This window comes from Celerinatantimonas yamalensis (assembly GCF_046054155.1).
GTDB classification, from domain to species: domain Bacteria; phylum Pseudomonadota; class Gammaproteobacteria; order Enterobacterales; family Celerinatantimonadaceae; genus Celerinatantimonas; species Celerinatantimonas yamalensis.
In genome coordinates, this window is sequence record NZ_JBEQCT010000005.1 from 217,649 (window position 1) to 237,178 (window position 19,530).

Below are 19,530 nucleotides of genomic sequence, written 5' to 3' on the forward strand. Positions count from 1 at the left end.
CTCTATAAAAAGTCAAGTATTAAACGCAAAAATTACTGAAGGTTTAGATAAAATAAGCCAGCAATGCTGGCTTATTGATCATTCGTAGTTATCTTAAACTCCGCTACTGGGGGTCGTCTGCTGAATGTCGAGGCTACTATCAACACGTTCAGCAATTGGCTTGTTGTGGTGCCGTCGTAATTGACGTTCCAATTTTTGTCCTAAGCCGTTGATCGCTGCATACAGATCGGCATGTTGTTCAGAGGCAAACAGTTGACCATTAGGAACCCCAATTTTAGCTTCAACTTTGTAATCGAGCTTTTCTCGCGTGATGATAATTTGAGGTTTAATGAGTGGAATTTGGGGTTTTTCTAACTTTGCAAAACGGTGTTCAATCCGTTCCCGGATGGTAGGCGTGATATCGATGGATTTACTAGTGATATCAATGATCATATTAAGCCCCCTTTAGCTTTAGGTTGGGTCGAGAAATGACTAGATTACAGATGTTCAAAAGTTATGTTCTATATCTCACTGTAACCATATCTCACCTTTAGTTAAGCAAGTTTTATCTCAATGTGCCATCTCTTCGACGCTTTTTATAAAAATAAATATGAATCGCTTGTTCTTGGTGGCGAACTCAGGCAGATTGGTAAGTGTATGTTCAATAATAATTCGGAATGGGCATAGCGCAGCTATGGCTGAATCACGATGTGTGGGGGAAAAAATCGGCGATTACTTCCAAGATAGGGGGCTATCGGCGCGAGTGTTAAAGGCTCGGACCATACTCGCGGGTGGTTTGGCCAATCAGAGCTCTGATCAATTTTTCTCACGATTTTGTGAGTTATTCATTTATCTATCCCAAGCTGATAGCGCAAGTATTGCGCTGGTGGAAATGCCTTTAGAGCACGACGACAAGCAGTTATGTTTTATCGATCATGCTCCGAGGATACAAGCACTGCACCGCAGTTTTTACCGTCTTCAACTCAGTCAAACACCATTTTCAACTGAGCAGATGCTTGTTGATCTCAGTGCCCCTCGTTTTGCAGCTTTTGTGGCGCAATACGTGACGCCTGCGCGCTGGGCGTGGAGCATCCCTATTACTGCCGATGGCGTGACGATTGGGTATTTCAGTGTACACTTTCAACGTGTGGTTGATGCCAGTGAGTTGATCGCGATGCTGGCTCCTTTTCGGCTGCGTTTAACCCAAGAGTTACAAGGTGTTAAGCGCAATATATTTGCATTTTTAGGCCAACAATCGAACTTCTGCTCTGCAGGGTTATTGGTCTCTGACTCAAAGTGGCATGTTTTGCAGGTCAACGATAGCTACTGTCAACAGTCTGGCTTTTCTCGAGAGGAATTGTTATATCGAACTCTCCCAGAGATTATGCCTGGGCTCGTTGAGAGTTATGATCATGATTCGATTCGCTGGCAAGGAGAGTTTAACCGTACCCATAAAGATGGACGTAGTTATCAACAACAAGAAACAATGATGGCTATTGGTCCTGGATCTGAACCGGCTTTTTATCTCATTCGCAGTGATGTGTTAAGTGCGTCATCAGTTCCAAATGAGCAAGTATACCAATTAGCTTTTTATGATGAGCTGACAGGCTTGATGAATCGACGCAAGCTACTGCTTGAACTAAACAAAGCGTTTACGTTGGCGCAGCAGCGAGCTGAAATTGGAGCGCTGCTGTTTATCGATCTCGATCGGTTTAAGAGCATCAATGACTCGCTTGGCCATGATGTTGGCGATTGGATTTTAATCCAAGTGGCAAAGCGTTTAGCGAATATCGTTCGAGGGGACGATATCATCGCTCGTTTAGGTGGCGACGAATTCGTGTTGCTGCTCACTCAACTTGGGGTCAATCCAACTTCGGCGGAACATCAAGCTTACTTGGTCGGAGAGCGTTTAATCCGCGATATTACCCAACCATTTCAATATCAAAAACAACTCTTGCATTTAGGGGCTAGCGTAGGGATCAGTTTGTTTCCTGGGAAAGGGCAAAGCCCCGAAGATCTTCTTCGACAAGCGGATACGGCGATGTATCACGCTAAATCAAACGGTCGTCAATCGGTATGCTTTTTTGAACAAGGGATGCAGTATCAAGCTGAACATCGTTTGCAAGTCTATAGCCAGTTACGGCAAGCTATTGATAAAGAACAATTCTGTTTATATTTTCAGCCTCAGCATCTGACTGAAAATAATGCGTTAATTGGAATAGAAGCACTGGTGCGTTGGCAGCCACCAGGACGGGCGTTAATCTTACCCTCTCAGTTTATCGCGTTTGCTCAAGAAAGTGATCTCATTGTTGAAATCGGTCGTTGGGTACTCGAGCAAGCTTGTTCGAGCTTTGTACGTTGGCAATCTCAAGGGTTAACGGTGGCTAAACTATCGGTCAACATTAGCGCACGTGAGTTTACGCAATCAAATTTTGTCGATATGGTTCAATCGGTGATCCAAGAGACTCAGATGGACCCCCGGCATTTGCAGTTGGAATTGACTGAGTCGATTTTAGCTGTCGATGTTGAAAATGCGATCAGCAAAATGAATGAGCTAAAGGCCTTTGGGGTTCGTTTCTCAGTGGATGATTTTGGCACGGGTTATTCATCGCTGACTTATTTAAAGCGATTACCGATAAATGAGCTGAAAGTTGATCGTTCTTTTGTCCGTGATGTTCCACACGATCAGCAGAATATGGCTATTATCGAAGCAATTATAGCACTGGCTAAGCATCTTGACTTTCAAGTGACAGCTGAAGGGGTGGAAACACACCCGCAGCTTGACTTTCTTCGTCGTCAAGGGTGCTTATGTTATCAAGGTTTTTTAGTCAGTAAACCATTAGCACTTGCAGCGACAACGCGATATTTGAGACGACATCAGCCGAGCAATGTTTAAACCTTGATCTTAGTTGCTGTCGCCATGACACTGATCGAAATGATCGATAACGGGTGAAAAATGATGAGTCAGAAGCTGCTAAGAATGGTTTTATTGCTGATAATCACGCAATTGCTTGTCGTGAGTAGCAGTGTAGCCGAAAGTTTAAGCCAGCAGCGTCTTGCTTATCAACAAGCTCGTCATGCGCAGCAAGCAGGTGACTGGCCTAAAGCTCGACAGATCATGGCAACGCTGCGCGACTATCCGTTATACAGTTATCTGCGCTATTACGATTTAGCTGAACACCTTGATTTAGGCCATTTTCAGCAAGTTGTCACCTTTCGAGCACAACATTACGGTTTACCAACTGCAAATGCGTTAGAGCGCAGTTACCTGGATTATTTAGTTAGCCAGCAACAATGGTCATTGTTATTGAAGTTTTATCCCAAGGAGCCTAATAGCGAATCACTACGCTGTAGCTATTATTATGCCCAATATCAAGTCGGCTCCAAGCAACTGGCATGGCAGGGCGCGAGAAAATTATGGCTAACGGGCAACTCTCGTCCCAAGAGTTGTGATCTATTGTTTGAACGGTTTCGCCGCGCGGGCAAACTAACTCAGATATTGATCTGGCAGCGTTATTTATTGGCTTATGGTGACTATCAAGGCCGTCTGCAACATTATTTATCCAGCCAATTAAAAGGGCACTATTTAACGGCAGCCAAACAGCTGGAACAAGATGATGCAAAACCTGAACGGTTATTACATCGCACAGTGAAATTAACCGAATTGCATCGGCAAGGATTGCGGTTAGTCTTGATGCGCTTGACTTGGCATCAACCCGAGCTTGCTATTACAATCTATCGGCGATTTGCCAAGGCATTACGCCGTCACAACGAGCCAGATCGCGCGTTAATTGTGCAGCTGATTCGCTCCGCAATTCGTTATCCTGAGGCCGGTCAGTTAGCTTGGGCTGATCAGCAATTATTACAACTAGTTGATGTAATCACGGTGCAGCGACGCATCCGTCTGGCCTTAGCTCAGCAAGACTGGCCTTCGGTGAGCCGCTTCATTGCAATACTGCCTAAGCGTGTGCGTGACCAAACGAAGTGGCAGTATTGGTCAGCACGTGTCATCGAGCAAAAAGGTGATCTCCAGCGAGCTCGGCAAATTTGGCAGCGCATTGCTACCGAGCGCAGCTATTATGGCTTTTTATCCGCCGAGCGTCTTGGCAACAATTATCAACTTAATCGCACTATATTGCCTGCCAATTTACCGCCTAAAGCGCTTGCCAATATAGGGTGGCTACAAGTTCAAGAGCTGATGGCACAGCAACAGTATCGTGATGCTTATCGCCGCTGGCGAACGTTTTTGTATAGTCGTCAACCTCAGCAACGTGTGCGCTGGGGGATTGAAGCGCTGCAGCGTGACTGGCCTGAGTTAGCTGTAGCTAGCACTATTCAAGCTAAAGCTTGGGATATGTTAGAGTTGCGCTTCCCTTTTGCCTATCAAGATATCTTTACCCATCAAGCAAAGCGCTATGGCATTGACCCATTATTGAGTATGGCCTTGGCCCGTCAAGAAAGTGCGTTTTATCGCTATGCCAGTAGCCGAGTGGGGGCTCGAGGGTTAATGCAATTGACACCAGCCACCACGCGCGATCTCATGGCTAAACGCGGCAAACAAGTCCACTCGTACGATAGTTTGTATCAGCCTCAAACAAACATTTCGCTAGGCAGTCAATATTTGGCAGATTTGCTGGATCGTTATCAAGGGAATCGTTACTTGGCAATGGCCGCATACAATGCTGGGCCTCGACGGGTGAGTCAATGGTTTAAACGCTTTGGCTCGTTGCCAGCAGATATTTGGATTGAAGCGATTCCGTTTAATGAGACGCGTCGTTATGTGAAAAATATCCTGAGTTATGAACTTATTTATGCTCATAACTCGGGATTATCACGCGCGTTGATTAAACCTACAGAGTGGCAAGTGAGCGTCGATCAGCTCAATGCTAAGGACTCAGCCGAGTGATCTGCCAGTTTTCTGTTGGTGTTTGGCGCCGATAGACATAACGGTCATGCAGACGATCTGCTTTACCTTGCCAAAACTCAATCACTTCGGGGATTACGCGAAATCCCCCCCAAAATTCAGGGCAGGGGACGTCTTTATTGTGAAATTGTTGCTCGATGTCACGGACTTGTTGTTCTAGCTGCTGACGATTGCCAATCGGTTGACTCTGATGACTGGCCCAAGCGCCAATGCGGCTGCCTCGGCCACGGGATTGGAAGTAACCATCGGAATGTTCATAGCTGACTTTTTCGACGCGCCCTTCAATGCGAACCTGACGCTGTAAGATATTCCAATGGAAGGTCAGACTAGCAAATGGATTATCAATTAGCTCTTGGGCTTTACGGCTTCCATAGTTGGTGTAGAACACAAATCCTTGTTCATCGACCTCTTTGAGCAGAACTACCCTCGCTGACGGGCGCCCATCTGTGGTTGCAGTTGCGACAAGCATTGACTCGGGCAGGACAATCCCACTGGCTTTGGCACTGTCAAACCACTGAGAAAAGAGCGCTAACGGCTCTTCATCGCCTTTGGGTTCTGGTAGATTAACTAATACACCTTGACCTAAAGTAACGGCGCAGCGTAATTTACTAAACAGAGACATAAATCCTTCTTCTTTGTTGATCTTAAGATCATTGAGCACCACCTTGGGTGGGCTGGCAATCGATTGGTGAGTCTTCGACTTTAGTTATATCGACCCTGATGAGGCTTGTCGAGTTTAAATCACCATAATCTAAGCGAAAATTATCAAAAATTCATTTGGAAAATGATTACTTAACGCCCCGTTTCCATGATAATAGGTTTTGAGGAGAGTGCTATGACAAAACAGATCCAACGAGTCGCAGTGATCGGATGCGGATGGTTAGGTACACCGCTTGCCTATCATCTGGTCGCTAAAGGCTATCAAGTTCGAGGCAGCCGTCAACATACCAGTTCCAGAGCGGAGCTAACCCAAGCGGGCGTCATCAATGCCGCATTATCATTGACCCCGACTTTGCAATGTAGTGAATCGTTGCGATTATTTAATGACTGTGATCTATTGATCATCAATATTCCTCCTAAGCGTAAAGCGCATGATGCCCCTTTTTACATTGCCCAAATCGATGCGTTGATTGCGGTTGCGATTGAGTATCAGATCCCTCGCGTTTTGTTTATTAGCTCCACATCAGTGTACGGTGAACAGCAAACGCAGGTTGATGAAACACTGCGCCCTGAGCCCAGCAGTGACTCAGGGCACACATTGCTGGCGATTGAGCAAAAGCTCATGTCGAATCGCGCTTTTCGTACTAGTATCTTACGTTTTGGTGGGTTAATTGGCCCTGGTCGTCATCCGGGGCGTTTTTTAGCTGGGCGTACCGTCGATGGTGGTGATACGCCTGTTAATCTGATTCATCAACGCGATTGTATTGGTTTGATTAGCGCAATCATTAAGCAAGATACCTTCCCTGGGGTCTTTAATGCTTGTTGTGATGGCCATCCAACCCGACGTGATTTTTATACGGCTGCTGCCAATGTTTTGCAACTGGCCCCTCCGTTATTTAGTGATGTTCCCGGTATTAGCAAAGTGATTGGTAATCAATTAATTAAACAAACGCTCAATTACACGTTCCAAGTACCTGATCCAGTCTGCTGGATTGAACAGGAGATCCCATGATTGATTTTCGTAGTGACACGGTCACCCAACCGACCATTGAGATGCGACGGGCCATGGCTGACGCCCCTGTTGGGGATGATGTTTATGGTGATGACCCAACGATCGCGCATTTGCAACGTAGTGCGGCAGAGCGAATGGGCACTGAAGCCGCACTTTTTTGTACCTCTGGTACGCAAGCTAACTTACTGGCATTAATGAGCCATTGTGGCCGTGGTGATGAGTATATTTGCGGGCTGCAAGCGCATAATTTTAAATATGAGCAAGGCGGTGCTGCGGTTCTCGGCAGTATTCAACCACAGCCAGTGGTGAATCAGGCTGATGGCAGCCTCGCTATTGATGATATTCGCGCTGTGATTAAGCCTGATGATGTTCATTTTGCGCGAACTAAGCTGGTTTCCGTGGAAAATACGATTGGTGGACGCGTATTACCCATGAATTATTGGCCTGCGATACAACAGCTTTGTCACTCGCAGCAATTAGCACTGCATATTGATGGCGCTCGGTTGTTTAATGCGAGCGTGCAACTGGGCGTCGATATTCAAAGCATTACCCGTCATGTCGATACCTTTACCATCTGTTTATCCAAAGGACTTGCTGCGCCAGTGGGAGCCTTACTCTTTGGCTCCAAAGACTTTATTCAACAAGCCACGCGTATTCGCAAAATGCTCGGTGGTGGGTGGCGCCAAGCTGGCATATTGGCTGCCGCGGGACAGATCGCCTTTGATGTGATGCCCGAGCGTTTAAGCGACGATCACGTACTCGCCCATTATTTAGCCAAACGATTAACCGAGATTGACGAATTTGAGGTTGACCCGCTCAGCGTTCAGACCAATATGGTCTATGCACGCTGTATGCAAGGCCGTTCCCGGGAGTTACAAATTTATCTACAAAGTCGCGACATCCTTATTTTTGGTGGGGATCCGATTCGGTTTGTGACTCATTTAGATGTAAATCAAGCGAGTGTCGATACCTTAATTAAAGGTATAAAAGATTTTTATACGAGGTCCATATGATAGACAAAACAGCTTCCCCAGAAGGACAGATGCTACTGAGAACCCTAGCAATGCCCGCGGATGCAAATGCCAATGGTGATATTTTTGGCGGTTGGATCATGTCACAAATGGATATCGCTGGGAGCATTTTGGCCAAAGAGATTGCGCTGGGGCGAACATGTACGGTGGCGGTTAACGGCATGACATTTTTAGAGCCGGTGCAGATAGGAGATGTCGTCTGCTGTTATGGCTCATGTTCGAAAGTGGGCAATAGTTCGCTGACGATTCAACTCGAAGTTTGGGTAAAACCAGTATTGCGCCAAAGTAGTCCTGAAGAGCGCTTTTGCGTCACACAGGCAACATTTACCTATGTGGCGATTGATGATGAAGGTAAACCACGACGGATACCTGAACAAAACCGTGCAATATATAGTCAAAAAGATTAACAAAGCAGACTGTGCCTGCTTTGTTCTAAAGAAGGAAGACCCGTGGTTATAGAGATGCTAAGCACCGGCGATGAAGTGCTTCAAGGTGATATTGTAGATACAAATGCAGCATGGGCAGGGCAACAACTTGCAGAATGTGGACTTAAATTTGCCCGGCGACAAACTATCGCTGATGATCTTTCGACATTAGTCAGTGTGCTTGATGAGTGTTGTCGACGTGCGGATTGGCTGCTCGTTAATGGTGGGCTCGGGCCGACCAGTGATGACCTCAGTGCACAGGCTGCTGCCGTTTTATTAGATGTGCCACTAGAGCTCAATCAGTTTTGGTTAGAGAACCTCAAGCGCTGGTATGCAAATAAGCAGCGGGAGATGCCAGAGAGTAACATTAAACAAGCCATGTTACCTGTCGGCGCTGAGTTGATTGATAACCCTATTGGAACCGCTTGTGGGTTTGCTATTGTTCACCATGATTGCCAAGTCTTATTTACGCCCGGTGTTCCCAGCGAATTTAAACAGATGCTGAGCCAACAGTGGTTACCTCGTCTACCGAAGGGCGACCATGCGCCGATTAAGCGTTTTTTTACTTTCGGTTTATCCGAGTCTGGAGTCGATCAGCGACTTCAACAATTAGTGTTACCTGCTGGGGCGCGCTTAGGTTTTCGCGCTGCACGTCCTAGTATTGAAATTAAAGTCTTTGCCCCGAGCGCTCTGCAATCAGCATTACGTGAGGTCCATCAGCAGATCCGAAATATATTGGGAACGGAGTTATTTAGCGAAGATAGTGGTGATTGGGCAGCGCTCATTCAACAACTGATGTTAGCCAAAGAGTTAAAGCTGGCCTGCGCCGAATCGTGTAGTGGTGGCCTATTGGCCAGTCAGTTGATTAAAGTAGCCGGCAGCTCTGGTTATTTTGAGCGTGGATTTGTCACTTATACTAACCTTGCCAAACAACAAATGCTAGGTGTTAGTGAGTCATTACTAACTCATTTTGGCGCTGTATCTGTAGAGGTTGCTCAAGCAATGGCACAAGGAGCGTTAGCGCACAGTGATGCCGATATAGCTTTGAGTATCACTGGTATTGCGGGTCCTGATGGGGGCAGCGATGAGAAACCTGTCGGCACGGTCTGTTTCGCGCTGGCAACTGAAACGCAGTGTTTTAGCCAATGCTTACAATTAACCGGGCGAACTCGTACGGCTATTCGTGAAACTGCTGTAGCAACAGCGTTAGATATGTTGCGTCGCTATTTACGCCAGCAACCCATGTGGGGTGAGTATGATTTGATTAAGCGGATACGAGAGGAGCAGTCATGAACGATTTTAAAGCGCTTAATCAGCGCCAAAAAGATGGCTTTGCTCAGCAACAGCGTTGGCTCAAACAGGTTTTAGCAGGCAAGCTGGTAAACTGTCCAAGTTGCCAGCAAACTATCAGCGCGGATCGTCAAGGGGAACTGTTGCATCTACACTGCTGCAAAGGTTGTACCGATGTGGTTTTAACCCTTGGCTGAGTGCTTCACTGTTTAGCTGGCGTTGATAAATTGTTGTTCAGCCTTATTGACTTTATACAAGTAACGGCGAGATTCTGTTCTAGGGTGTTGCTTGGTCAGTGCGCGATAAACCGCTTGAGGGCTGAGTTGATTGATACGCTGAATGGCTGATGATGGGCGACTTGAAAAGGTGTTAAAGACATTACCCGCTCCGCCGTTGTAGGCTGAGATCATGCTATAGCGACGTGATAGTGGATTACGGATATCTTTCAAATAGATGCTTTTGAGAATATGCAGATAGGCGGTGCCAATATCTAAGTTAAATGCTGGGCGTAGCAGCTGCTGGCCAGTGGGGCGTCCACTTCGTTTTTTTATGCGCTGATAAACATCGGACCCTGCGGTAGTCGGGACCACTTGCATCAATCCATAGGCATTCGCGTGGCTGACTGCATAGGGGTTAAAACTACTTTCAGTTTTGACAATGGCATACACAAGGCTCTCTTGAACGTGATAGCGCCTCGCATATTTGCGAATGAGGCTGGCATAGCGATATTCACGAATTTGTAAGCTGTCGCGGGTCAGTGGAAAATCGACATACCAGATCTTTTTATAGCCTAACTGGCGCGTTTTGAGGTGATATTTGATAAGGTAATCAGCATACCGATTGGCTCGCCAGCTCCATTCAATGGGTTGACCATCGTGATCGAGCACCTGCTTGTAAAGAAAAGGTTTTCCTTGGCCGAGAATGAATGCTTTATCAGAAAATAGGTCAACTTTGGTGGGATCATCTGGGGTTAATAAGGTGGCTACGATAGCTTGCTGGAGTTCCCGCTTGGGGCTCACGGTGGCAAGCGTTTCAACTTGAACCTGACCTTCATCAAAGTTAATACTTGCCCGCGTTCGATAATTATTAGTGTATTTCACGAACGTTTTTTGACTGGCGACTAAGTCATCGTTTTTTCCCCAAACTTGGTGGACATGATTAGTTAAACGATTAATCAGTCGATTGAAACCCACCACGTCTTTTTTAAGATCACGGGGGTGGGCCGCGTAATATCGTCCCTGAGATTGCGCTAATTGAGTGGCTGCCCGCGATGGATTATCCGATGTGAATACTCGAATAATCCGCTCAGGACCGACACCATTACTGCACCCACTTAGTGCTGCTAAAGCTATTACAGATAGCGCTTTTGAGCATCCCTTCACAATAGTCGATTAATTGGCTGGTGGCGTGTAACCGTCGATAGTCACATCACCTTGATTAAATAGAAATTCAATCATGGCACTTTCTAATACTTTGCGATCATCTAAATTCATTAAATTGAGTTTTTTCTCATTGATCAGCATCGTTTGTTTCGCTTGCCACATTGTCCATGCTTCTTTGCTGATATTATCATAGACACGTTTACCTAGATCCCCTGGGATCATCTGAAAATCCATTCCTTCGGCTTCTTTTTGCAAGCGCTGACAAAAAACCATCCGCGTCATATCGTCCTCTTTGTGTTTGGGGCTATCCAAATGGATGCATGAGTTATATCAAAACTAACGCTCAAGTGCTAGGGCGTGTGATGACTTCAAGGCTAGATGCGTTTGTTCTGACAGGGTATTGCTCGCAAAATAAGATACGATGTTTAATGATTTTAAATGAGTGATAAGTGTCAAATAGAATCGCTTGAGTCAGTGGTTCTTTGAGTTGCCTTTCACTGAATTTATTTTTATTCATTAAATTATTATTAATAACTGTGCGATATGTGTACTGTCTTGTATAAAAGCCCGCCAACACGCCGTAAAAATAAGCCTTGAAACATCAATGCCCCGTAGTTTTCCCGCTAGTTGCTGCGTCTTAACTGAATGGATAGGGTCGCTAGTTAAAATGGCGACTAATAAATGCTCGAATAGGCGTGGGTAATCCTAAGTTATCTAATTGAGAGCGACTAAAAAATTGACCCTTTAAATCCTCAGAAGGCGAGGCTTGCACGACTTCCGCATCTAATTTGTAGTGACTAAATACATGTTTAAATGTGCCGATCTGGATTTGCGGCTCTAATACTTGCGTGCTGTCATCTTGTGGCAAACACCACAATCCGGCCCAAATGCCTGGTGCCGGTCGCTTTTCTAAATAAAGCTGCTGGTCTTGTTCTATCCATATAAAGCGGCCGGCTTTGGTTGGCTGTTGCTTTTTAGGTTTGGGCGTTGGTAATTGTTCAACTCGCTGCTGTTGATAAGCCTGACAGCTCGTTTGCAGTGGACAAATGGTGCAGGCGGGATTTTTCGCGGTACAGATTGTTGCCCCCATATCCAACAGTGATTGTGCATAGGCTCGACAGTGGGTATCCAGTGTGTATTGCTCGGCATAATCCCAAAGTTTACGACTGACTGCGCTGGTGGATGGCACGCCATCAATAGCAAAGTATCGGCAAAACAGTCGTCGCACATTACCATCGACGATTGGGCCACGTTCATTATAAGCAAATGAGACAATTGCCCCGGCGGTATAGCGCCCTACGCCTGGGATCATCTCAATTTGTTTGAGCGTACGCGGATAATGAGCACTAAATTGTTCAAGAAGATACTGCGCGGCTTTTTGTAAATTGCGAGCTCGAGAGTAATAGCCTAATCCCTGCCAATGGTGCATGACGTGATCTTCAGTCGCATGTGCCAAGGCCTGTAGATCAGGAAAGCTCGCCATCCAGCGCTCAAAATAAGGGATGACTGTTGCTACTTGTGTCTGTTGCAACATGATCTCCGAGACATGCACAGAATAAGGCGTTGGTCTTTGTTGCCAAGGAAGATCATGGCGGCCATGAGTATCGGCCCAATCGACGAGTATTTGATGGAACGATTGTGGTTGCAGAACGCCTGTCATAACTCTCTCATTTTGAAAAACTGAGGCACTATAGCATGGTCAAAACAGAGCGAAAACCATGAAAAAAGTAGGTTTAAGAGTCGCTATGGTAATCGGTTGGCAACTGTGTTGTTGCTTTTAAAGTTTCCATCGCAAAGGCGGAACTGATATCTGCAAAATCAAGCTGTTCGATAAGTTTTTTGTAGATGCAGTCGTAGCGTTCAATATCGGGAACGACGACTTGCAATTGATAATCAGTATCACCACTCATGCGATGTGCTTCGATAATCTCAGGAATATCATTGACGAGTTGCTTGAAGCGATTAAGCCAGCTTTGCGTGTGCGATGAGGTTTTGATTGAAACAAACACGGTGACACCTAGATTGAGTTGTCCTCTATCAAGCAGCGCGACTTTAGCTCGAATCACACCACTCTGTTCTAATTTTTGAATGCGTCGCCAGCAAGGGGTGGCGGATAGCCCCACACGCTCGGCAATGGTTTGCAAGGGTAAAGTGGCGTCACGTTGTAACAGGCTTAAGATAAGTCGATCTTTACTATCAAGCATTGAATTGTTCTTAAGTTTGATATATTAGAATAATTTTACATTATTAATGCTAAATATAGAAAAATTTTCTAAAAATAAAATTATAATAAACGACTTTGCAATTTTTTTGCATGGCGATGGCGATATGCTGAGAGCTCAATACAAAGGAGTAATTCATGTCGGCAACAATCGGATATTTAGATACGTTAAAACGCGCTTTAAAACCAGCTCTTGGCTGTACTGAACCGCTGACCGTTGCGTTAGCCGCGGCCCATGCTCGTCATCATTGCCCCGGTGCGCTACTGTCGATGCAGATCTGTGTGAGTGCGAACCTGTTTAAAAATGCAGCCGGTGTATTTGTCCCTGGAACAGGCATGACAGGACTTGCCATTGCCGCTGCGACGGGATGGTTTTGTGGCAATAGCGAGGCTGGATTAGAAGTGCTTGCGAAGCTTTCCCCTGAGGGGTTGGATGCGGCCAAGCAATTGATCGACAAGCAACAGATCACACTCAACTATATCGATCATGACGATGTTTTTTATACTTGCCTTGAGGTGACAACTGATCAGTCAAAAGCAAAAGTGGTGATGGGGCAACAGCATGATGGTGTGCTAAGTATCGAAGTCGATGGACAGTGTTGCTATCAGGATGCATCGAACCGCTCAGCGGTATGCGAGCGCGTACCTGCTGAGGGGTGGTCAGTGCGGCAAATCGTTGAATTTATTACTCAAGTCGATCTTGCTGAACTGCATTTTATCGAGCAAAGCGCCACTTTAAACCAAGCGCTTAGCGATGTGGGGCTTACTGAGAAATTGGGACTTGCAGTTGGTGCATCCCTCTACCAGCAGCAGCAAGCAGGATGGTTGAGCGATGATTTAGCGAGTCGCGCGATGATCCTGAGTGCTTCAGCCAGTGATGCACGTATGGCTGGTGCGCCAATGGCTGCGATGAGTAACTCTGGAAGTGGTAACCAGGGAATTGCAGCAACCATGCCGGTGGTTGCGGTTGCACAAATATTACAGGTTAGCAATGAGCAGAGGTTACGCGCGCTGGCGATGAGTCATCTATTAGCAGTGTATATCAAAAAAATGCAGTCACCCTTGTCGGCTCTGTGCGCGGCGACAACTGCAGCGATGGGCTCAGCTGCTGCCATTAACTGGTTACTCGGTGGCGATGTGTCACAAATTGAGCAAACTATTCGCTATATGATCGGTGATATTAGTGGCATTTACTGTGATGGTGCCAAACCCGGCTGCGCATTGAAAGTCTCAACTGGAGCATCGGCAGCGGTTAAAGCTGCCCTGTTAGGCTTAAATGGTGGGAGTGCTCGCAGCGATGGTATGTTGGAAAGCTCTGTGGATGATTCATTAAGAAACCTTGGAGAGTTAACTTGGAAACCCCTTCAAGCGACCGATCAACAAATTGTCCGTTGGATTGCTGCGCGCCAATAACTCTATTGCATAAATAGCGCACTTTTTATCTTGCGATTGGCGCTGCTTTTTGGATAATGCGGCCATGATTTTCGACTGACCAGAGATAAGTGATGAGTGAAACAGACGAACAAGCGCCAACCGCAGATGGCAAAATCAAGCGACAGATCCGCAGTTTTGTTAAACGAGAAGGGCGCTTAAGTAATCGTCAGGCTCATGCGCTAGATAATTTGTTGCCTGTTTATGGATTGACACACCAATCCCAACCGTATGATCTAGACGCTATTTTTGGTCGTCAAGCGCCGCGGGTTGTAGAGATCGGCTTTGGTATGGGTAAATCCTTAGTGGAGATGGCACAATGCAATCCACAATGGGATTTTATCGGGATCGAAGTTCATCGCCCCGGAGTTGGCGCTTGTTTGGCCGATCTCTTTGATCTGCAACTGAGCAATTTGCGAGTGGTTGAACATGATGCTGTGGAAATTTTAAAGGATTGCATCAGCGATAATAGTTTGGATAAATTGCAGTTGTTTTTCCCAGATCCATGGCACAAAAAACGCCATCATAAGCGACGTATTGTACAACCTGATTTCGCTCAATTAGTACGGCGAAAGCTACATGTTGGTGGCATCTTCCATATGGCAACAGATTGGCAAAATTACGCCGAACAGATGCTAGAAGTGATGTCTCAAGCCGAAGGTTACCAGAACTTATCTGCCCATGGGGACTATGTTGAACGCCCGCAGTGGCGTCCGTTGACGAAGTTTGAAAACCGAGGCCAAAAGCTTGGCCTCGGCGTATGGGATTTAATGTTCGAAAACCGCGAACTATTCCACCAAAAATAGATCAAGTAGATCGTTTAAAAAGAGTCGACCATGCGCACTTACTTGCCAATGGTCCGTTGTGTTACTCATCAAACCCAGTTGTTGAGCGCGTTGTATTGCAGGTTCAACAAGGCTAAGCGGCTGGTCGGTGAGTGCACGAAATTCTGCTTTGGGGATCGCCTCATACAGTCGTAACCGATTTAAAAAATATTCAAAAGGGCGCTCTGATGTGGCAATTTCCCAGCTCTGGTCAAGTTTATTGCGATCCTTTTCTAAATAGCCTTTGGGGTGTTTGACCTTGACTCGACGTTTTAAGCTATTTTGTGTTAAATCGGTGAGCTTGCCATGGGCTCCGCAGCCAATCCCAATATAATCGCCAAAACGCCAGTAGTTTAAATTATGGCGCGCACGATCATCGCCTAAGCCATAAGCGGATACTTCATACTGTTGGTAGCCATGGTCGGCTAAACGCGCTTTACCAGCCGTTTCGATATCCCATAAGCGATCTTCATCGGGTAATGGCGGGGGTTTGCTGGCAAACGCAGTGTTGGCTTCAATGGTTAGTTGGTACCAACTGATATGCGTCGGTTCTAAGGCGATGGCCTGTGCTAAATCAGCTTGCGCTTGCTGAGCATTTTGATAAGGAAGGCCATGCATCAAGTCTAAATTAAGACGTTCAAATCCTGCTTGGCGCGCCATTTCTGCGGCTGCAATTGCTTGGCGGCTATCATGAATACGCCCTAAGCGGGTGAGTTGCGCGTCATCAAAGCTTTGTATTCCTAAAGACAATCGGTTCACGCCTGCGGCAAAGTAACCGGCAAAACGAGCCGCTTCAGCAGTACCTGGGTTGGCTTCCATGGTCACTTCCATATCACGCTCACAGATGAATCTAGCGCTGACTCCATCTAAGAGCCGAGCAATTGCTTGAGCACTCAATAAACTTGGGGTGCCACCGCCAATAAAAATACTGTGCAGCGCGCGTCCTTGCACCAAAGCCAATTCATCATCTAAATCTGCCAGCAGTGCGCTGATATAAGCTTGTTCGGGGATGTCACTTTTTTGTGCATGTGAGTTAAAGTCGCAATAAGGACATTTTTGCACGCACCATGGAATGTGAATATACAAGGACAGTTTGGGTAGCGCTAACATGCCACCTCCAAGTGTTGCAGTAACTGAGCGAGTGCTTGGCCGCGGTGACTAATCCGATTTTTTTCGCTAGCATCAAGCTGAGCGGCACTTTGCTGATAGCCTGCAGGGATGAATATTGGATCATAGCCAAAACCTTGTTCACCTTGAGCGCTGCGACTGATATGTCCCTGCCATTGCCCATGGCAGATCAGTGGGGTGGGATCATCATCACTTCGCATATAGACCAAAACACAGTGAAAGCAGGCTTGTCGTTTCTCGGCGGGCGTGTCATTGAGTGCTTCGAGTAATTTTGCAATGTTGCTCTGATCTGTGGCTGAGTCACCGCTGTAGCGCGCTGAATAGATACCGGGAGCACCGCCTAGCGCCTCAACGGCTAACCCTGAATCATCGGCAATCGCGGCCAGGCCCGTTTGGTGTGCAGCGTGGCGGGCTTTGATAATAGCGTTTTCAACAAAGGTTGTACCTGTTTCATCGGCGTCAACGAGAGCAAACTCGGACTGCGCAATGATGGTTAGGCCGCATTGCTGCAGTAGCGATTGCAGTTCGGCGACTTTGCCGCGATTCGAGGTTGCCAATACAATATTAGCCATAGAGGTATTTCCTGATAGATAAGCGTCTGCGGATCATAACTAAGTGCTCCGCAGATGCAACCTGTCTTAGAACGACGTGCGTTTATAGCGTCGGTATTCAGGGGTCCAGTAGTTGTTGTCAATCGATTGTTGAAGGTACTCATCGCTGACTCGCGGGGCTAACCCTTCATTGATAGCTTGTTTGGCAATCGAAAAAGCAATGGCTTTGCTGAGCTCTTTGATGTCGTTCAGTGGTGGCAATAAACTTCCTTTTCCATTGCGTACAACGGGTGAAAACTCCGCTAAAGTACGGCTGGCAGACATTAGCATTTCATCACTGATTCGCGTCACCTTCGCCGCGATCACTGCAAGACCAATACCTGGGAAAATATAACTGTTATTGCATTGGGCGATAGGGTAGCTCTGGTCGGCGAAATTAACGGGTGGAAATGGACTCCCTGTAGCGACTAAGGCTCGACCATCACTCCAGCGTAAAATGTCTTCAGGACGCGCTTCAACACGACTGGTTGGGTTGGACATTGGAAAAATGATCGGTCGTTTGCAATAGCTGCTCATACTGCGAATTGCTTCCTCGGTGAAGATACCGCCGACGCCCGATACACCGATAAGAATCGTCGGCTGAGCGTTATCAATCACATCTTGTAGCGAGATGTTATCGCTCTCAATTTGCCACTCTTGCGCTAGTGCCGAACTTTGGCTTAGTGGGGTTTGAAAGCTTTGCAAATTTGGCATGTTATCTTGCAGTAATCCCCAGCGGTCAATCATATAGATCTGGCGATGAGCTCTGTCTTTGTCAATCCCTTCGTCAACCATCGCGCGGATAATTGCTTGTGCGATACCGCAGCCCGCTGAGCCAGCACCCACAAAACAAACACGCTGGTCGCTTAATTTTTCATGATTGGCCTGACAGGCCGCAATCAATGATCCGACCGCTACCGAGGCGGTACCTTGAATATCATCATTAAAGCAGCAGTATTGGTTGCGGTAGCGGCTCAATATGGGATTGGCGTTAGCTTGCGCGAAATCTTCAAACTGGATCAGCGCGTCTGGCCAGCGGATATTCACTGCTTGCATAAATTGTTCGACAAAATCGTCGTAGTCAGTACCGCTAATACGCGGATGACGCCAGCCCATGTACATCGGATCGTCGAGTAAGTTTTGGTTATTGGTACCGACATCTAATACGATAGGCAAAGTGTAAGCGGGGCTAATTCCACCACAAGCCGTATAGAGCGCCAATTTACCAATTGGGATCCCCATTCCTCCAATTCCCTGATCGCCTAACCCTAAAATACGTTCACCATCGGTCACAACGATCACTTTGACAGTATGGCGCGTTGCGTTATTGAGAACCTCTTCGATGCGGTTTCTGTCAGGATAGCTGATAAATAACCCCCGTGAGCGCCGATATATATTGGAAAATTGCTCACAAGCCATCCCCACCGTTGGGGTATAAATGATAGGCATCATTTCTGCGATATTTTCGGTCACCAATTTGTAAAATAGGGTTTCATTAGTGTCTTGAATATTACGCAGAAAGATATGTTTGTTCATATCACTATGAAAACTGCGATATTGCTTTAATGCTCGCTGAGTTTGCTCTTCAATGTTTTCAATGGCTTGAGGAACCAGCCCTTCGAGGTTAAATTCTGTGCGTTCTTCTTCGGTAAAAGCGTTCCCTTTATTGAGTAAAGGTGTTTCAAGCAGAGCGGGGCCAGAGTAGGGAATATATAAAGGGCGTTTTGTATTTGTCATAAGGTATCCCATGGTTAAGGTTTTATCAGAAACAGGGTTATGAGGTTAAGCTATCATCAACTGATATATTGTGTTGATAGGCTCAGAGCATCATCGAAACATCAATATAGGTGGTTCGACAGGGACGCTTAGAACTTGAATATTGATCTGTCGGTAGACAGATGAGCATTATCATAACGCGTTCAGTTTAATAATAAAGAGGCAGGCAAATGATCTGGGCCGAGAGAAGGAATATAACCAGTTTATACAACGTATTGACCTGACTAACTGTTGATAAGCAAGTACAGGTTAAAAAGCCGCTCTTAATGAGCGGCCAGTGATCAGGTTAGCTTACATTAAGCGCCAATATGGGATCTGAGTGGTCAATAACATATTAACAAAATTAAGTATAATAAATAAAACCAAGACTGACAGGTCTAGTCCACCCATAGCTGGGATAATGCGTCGAATGGGGGCTAAAAATGGCTCAGTGAGTTGCATAAAAACATATTCAATAGGGCTTCGGCCTTGACTAATCCAGCTTAAGACAGCCCGTACCAGTAGGATCCAAAACAATAAACTGCCCGTTTGTTTAACAACGGTAAGTAGCGCAAATAGAGGGATAAAGCTCCAAGATATAGCACCTTGTGCTAATTGCATTACTGCAGCCCATTTGGCGGCTGCAACCAGCAGCGCCAACACAATGCCAGCACAATCAACACCCGCAAAACCGGGGATGATCCGCCGCAAGGGTTTGAGCAAAGGGTTGGTTGCCCTAACAACAAATTGACTAAACGGATTATAAAAATCAGCTCGGGCGAATTGCAGCCAGACACGCAAAATGATGACCATCAGATAGAGGTCAAACAATGTCGTTATTAAATAATTAAAAGCCATCATAAAATTAAACTTGTTCT

19 protein-coding genes are annotated in these 19,530 nt (G+C 46.2%); 9 read left to right on the top strand and 10 right to left on the bottom strand.

Features of this window, described 5'->3' with window-relative positions; all coding sequences use genetic code 11:
- Nucleotides 1-93: 93 nt before the first annotated feature.
- Nucleotides 94-432 carry a ribosome hibernation-promoting factor, HPF/YfiA family gene (gene hpf / locus ABUE30_RS12155; protein WP_408624048.1) on the bottom strand — a complete coding sequence of 113 codons (339 nt, stop codon included), beginning with the start codon at nucleotides 430-432 and terminating at the stop codon, nucleotides 94-96.
- 241 nt (nucleotides 433-673) lie between these two features.
- Here hpf and ABUE30_RS12160 point away from each other — a divergent pair, with 241 nt between their 5' ends.
- Both ABUE30_RS12160 and ABUE30_RS12165 read left to right on the top strand, forming a co-directional pair.
- The gene (locus ABUE30_RS12160; protein WP_408624049.1) at nucleotides 674-2,875 is read left to right on the top strand and encodes a putative bifunctional diguanylate cyclase/phosphodiesterase; all 2,202 of its coding nucleotides are present in this window, start codon (nucleotides 674-676) and stop codon (nucleotides 2,873-2,875) included.
- 63 nt (nucleotides 2,876-2,938) lie between these two features.
- Nucleotides 2,939-4,885, top strand: coding sequence for a transglycosylase SLT domain-containing protein (locus tag ABUE30_RS12165; protein WP_408624050.1), 1,947 nt, complete (start codon nucleotides 2,939-2,941; stop codon nucleotides 4,883-4,885).
- On the opposite strand, the gene pdxH is transcribed toward ABUE30_RS12165, so the two are convergent.
- The gene (gene pdxH / locus ABUE30_RS12170; protein ID WP_408624051.1) at nucleotides 4,866-5,525 is read right to left on the bottom strand and encodes a pyridoxamine 5'-phosphate oxidase; all 660 of its coding nucleotides are present in this window, start codon (nucleotides 5,523-5,525) and stop codon (nucleotides 4,866-4,868) included. The genes ABUE30_RS12165 and pdxH overlap by 20 nt on opposite strands.
- Before the next feature lie 213 nt (nucleotides 5,526-5,738).
- Between pdxH and ABUE30_RS12175 the strand changes: the two genes are divergently transcribed.
- From ABUE30_RS12175 to ABUE30_RS12195, 5 genes are read left to right on the top strand one after another with little or no spacing between them, the layout of a single operon-like run.
- Entirely contained in the window at nucleotides 5,739-6,575 is an 837-nt protein-coding gene (locus tag ABUE30_RS12175; protein ID WP_408624052.1) for an SDR family oxidoreductase, read from the top strand.
- On the top strand, nucleotides 6,572-7,588 hold the full coding sequence (ltaE, locus tag ABUE30_RS12180; RefSeq protein WP_408624053.1) for a low-specificity L-threonine aldolase: 1,017 nt from the start codon (nucleotides 6,572-6,574) through the stop codon (nucleotides 7,586-7,588). Before ABUE30_RS12175 ends, ltaE begins: the two co-directional genes overlap by 4 nt.
- Nucleotides 7,585-8,013, top strand: a complete 429-nt coding sequence (gene yciA, locus ABUE30_RS12185) for an acyl-CoA thioester hydrolase YciA (RefSeq protein WP_408624054.1) — start codon at nucleotides 7,585-7,587, stop codon at nucleotides 8,011-8,013. Before ltaE ends, yciA begins: the two co-directional genes overlap by 4 nt.
- 42 nt (nucleotides 8,014-8,055) lie before the next feature.
- A complete protein-coding gene (locus ABUE30_RS12190; RefSeq protein ID WP_408624055.1) occupies nucleotides 8,056-9,324 on the top strand; it encodes a CinA family nicotinamide mononucleotide deamidase-related protein in 1,269 nt (422 codons plus the stop codon).
- Nucleotides 9,321-9,518, top strand: a complete 198-nt coding sequence (locus tag ABUE30_RS12195; RefSeq protein WP_408624056.1) for a hypothetical protein — start codon at nucleotides 9,321-9,323, stop codon at nucleotides 9,516-9,518. Before ABUE30_RS12190 ends, ABUE30_RS12195 begins: the two co-directional genes overlap by 4 nt.
- A 12-nt stretch (nucleotides 9,519-9,530) precedes the next feature.
- Here ABUE30_RS12195 and mltC read toward each other — a convergent pair whose 3' ends face one another.
- The 4 genes from mltC to ABUE30_RS12215 all read right to left on the bottom strand — a co-directional run bounded on the left by mltC (nucleotide 9,531) and on the right by ABUE30_RS12215 (nucleotide 12,907).
- Nucleotides 9,531-10,703 (bottom strand): membrane-bound lytic murein transglycosylase MltC, encoded by a 1,173-nt coding sequence (mltC, locus tag ABUE30_RS12200; RefSeq protein ID WP_408624057.1) that lies wholly within the window; start codon nucleotides 10,701-10,703, stop codon nucleotides 9,531-9,533.
- Nucleotides 10,704-10,712: 9 nt separating this feature from the next.
- Complete coding sequence (locus tag ABUE30_RS12205; protein ID WP_408624058.1) at nucleotides 10,713-10,985, bottom strand: oxidative damage protection protein; 273 nt, start codon at nucleotides 10,983-10,985, stop codon at nucleotides 10,713-10,715.
- Between the two features lie 376 nt (nucleotides 10,986-11,361).
- Nucleotides 11,362-12,363: an A/G-specific adenine glycosylase gene (mutY, locus tag ABUE30_RS12210; protein WP_408624059.1), complete on the bottom strand. Its 1,002-nt coding sequence runs from the start codon at nucleotides 12,361-12,363 to the stop codon at nucleotides 11,362-11,364.
- A gap of 73 nt (nucleotides 12,364-12,436) precedes the next feature.
- Complete coding sequence (locus tag ABUE30_RS12215) at nucleotides 12,437-12,907, bottom strand: Lrp/AsnC family transcriptional regulator (protein WP_408624060.1); 471 nt, start codon at nucleotides 12,905-12,907, stop codon at nucleotides 12,437-12,439.
- Nucleotides 12,908-13,062: 155 nt separating this feature from the next.
- Between ABUE30_RS12215 and ABUE30_RS12220 the strand changes: the two genes are divergently transcribed.
- Nucleotides 13,063-14,337, top strand: a complete 1,275-nt coding sequence (locus ABUE30_RS12220; protein WP_408624061.1) for an L-cysteine desulfidase family protein — start codon at nucleotides 13,063-13,065, stop codon at nucleotides 14,335-14,337.
- 92 nt (nucleotides 14,338-14,429) lie between these two features.
- Nucleotides 14,430-15,161 carry a tRNA (guanosine(46)-N7)-methyltransferase TrmB gene (trmB, locus tag ABUE30_RS12225; RefSeq protein WP_408624062.1) on the top strand — a complete coding sequence of 244 codons (732 nt, stop codon included), beginning with the start codon at nucleotides 14,430-14,432 and terminating at the stop codon, nucleotides 15,159-15,161.
- Here the strand turns inward: trmB and hemW are convergent.
- The 4 genes from hemW to ABUE30_RS12245 form a co-directional block, all read right to left on the bottom strand.
- Entirely contained in the window at nucleotides 15,144-16,289 is a 1,146-nt protein-coding gene (hemW, locus tag ABUE30_RS12230) for a radical SAM family heme chaperone HemW (RefSeq protein WP_408624063.1), read from the bottom strand. The genes trmB and hemW overlap by 18 nt on opposite strands.
- A complete protein-coding gene (gene rdgB / locus ABUE30_RS12235) occupies nucleotides 16,283-16,879 on the bottom strand; it encodes an RdgB/HAM1 family non-canonical purine NTP pyrophosphatase (protein WP_408624064.1) in 597 nt (198 codons plus the stop codon). The genes hemW and rdgB overlap by 7 nt, the downstream gene beginning before the upstream one ends.
- A 66-nt stretch (nucleotides 16,880-16,945) precedes the next feature.
- Nucleotides 16,946-18,634, bottom strand: coding sequence for an NAD-dependent malic enzyme (locus ABUE30_RS12240; RefSeq protein WP_408624065.1), 1,689 nt, complete (start codon nucleotides 18,632-18,634; stop codon nucleotides 16,946-16,948).
- A gap of 330 nt (nucleotides 18,635-18,964) precedes the next feature.
- On the bottom strand, nucleotides 18,965-19,513 hold the full coding sequence (locus ABUE30_RS12245) for a YggT family protein (RefSeq protein ID WP_408624066.1): 549 nt from the start codon (nucleotides 19,511-19,513) through the stop codon (nucleotides 18,965-18,967).
- Nucleotides 19,514-19,530 lie beyond the last annotated feature (17 nt).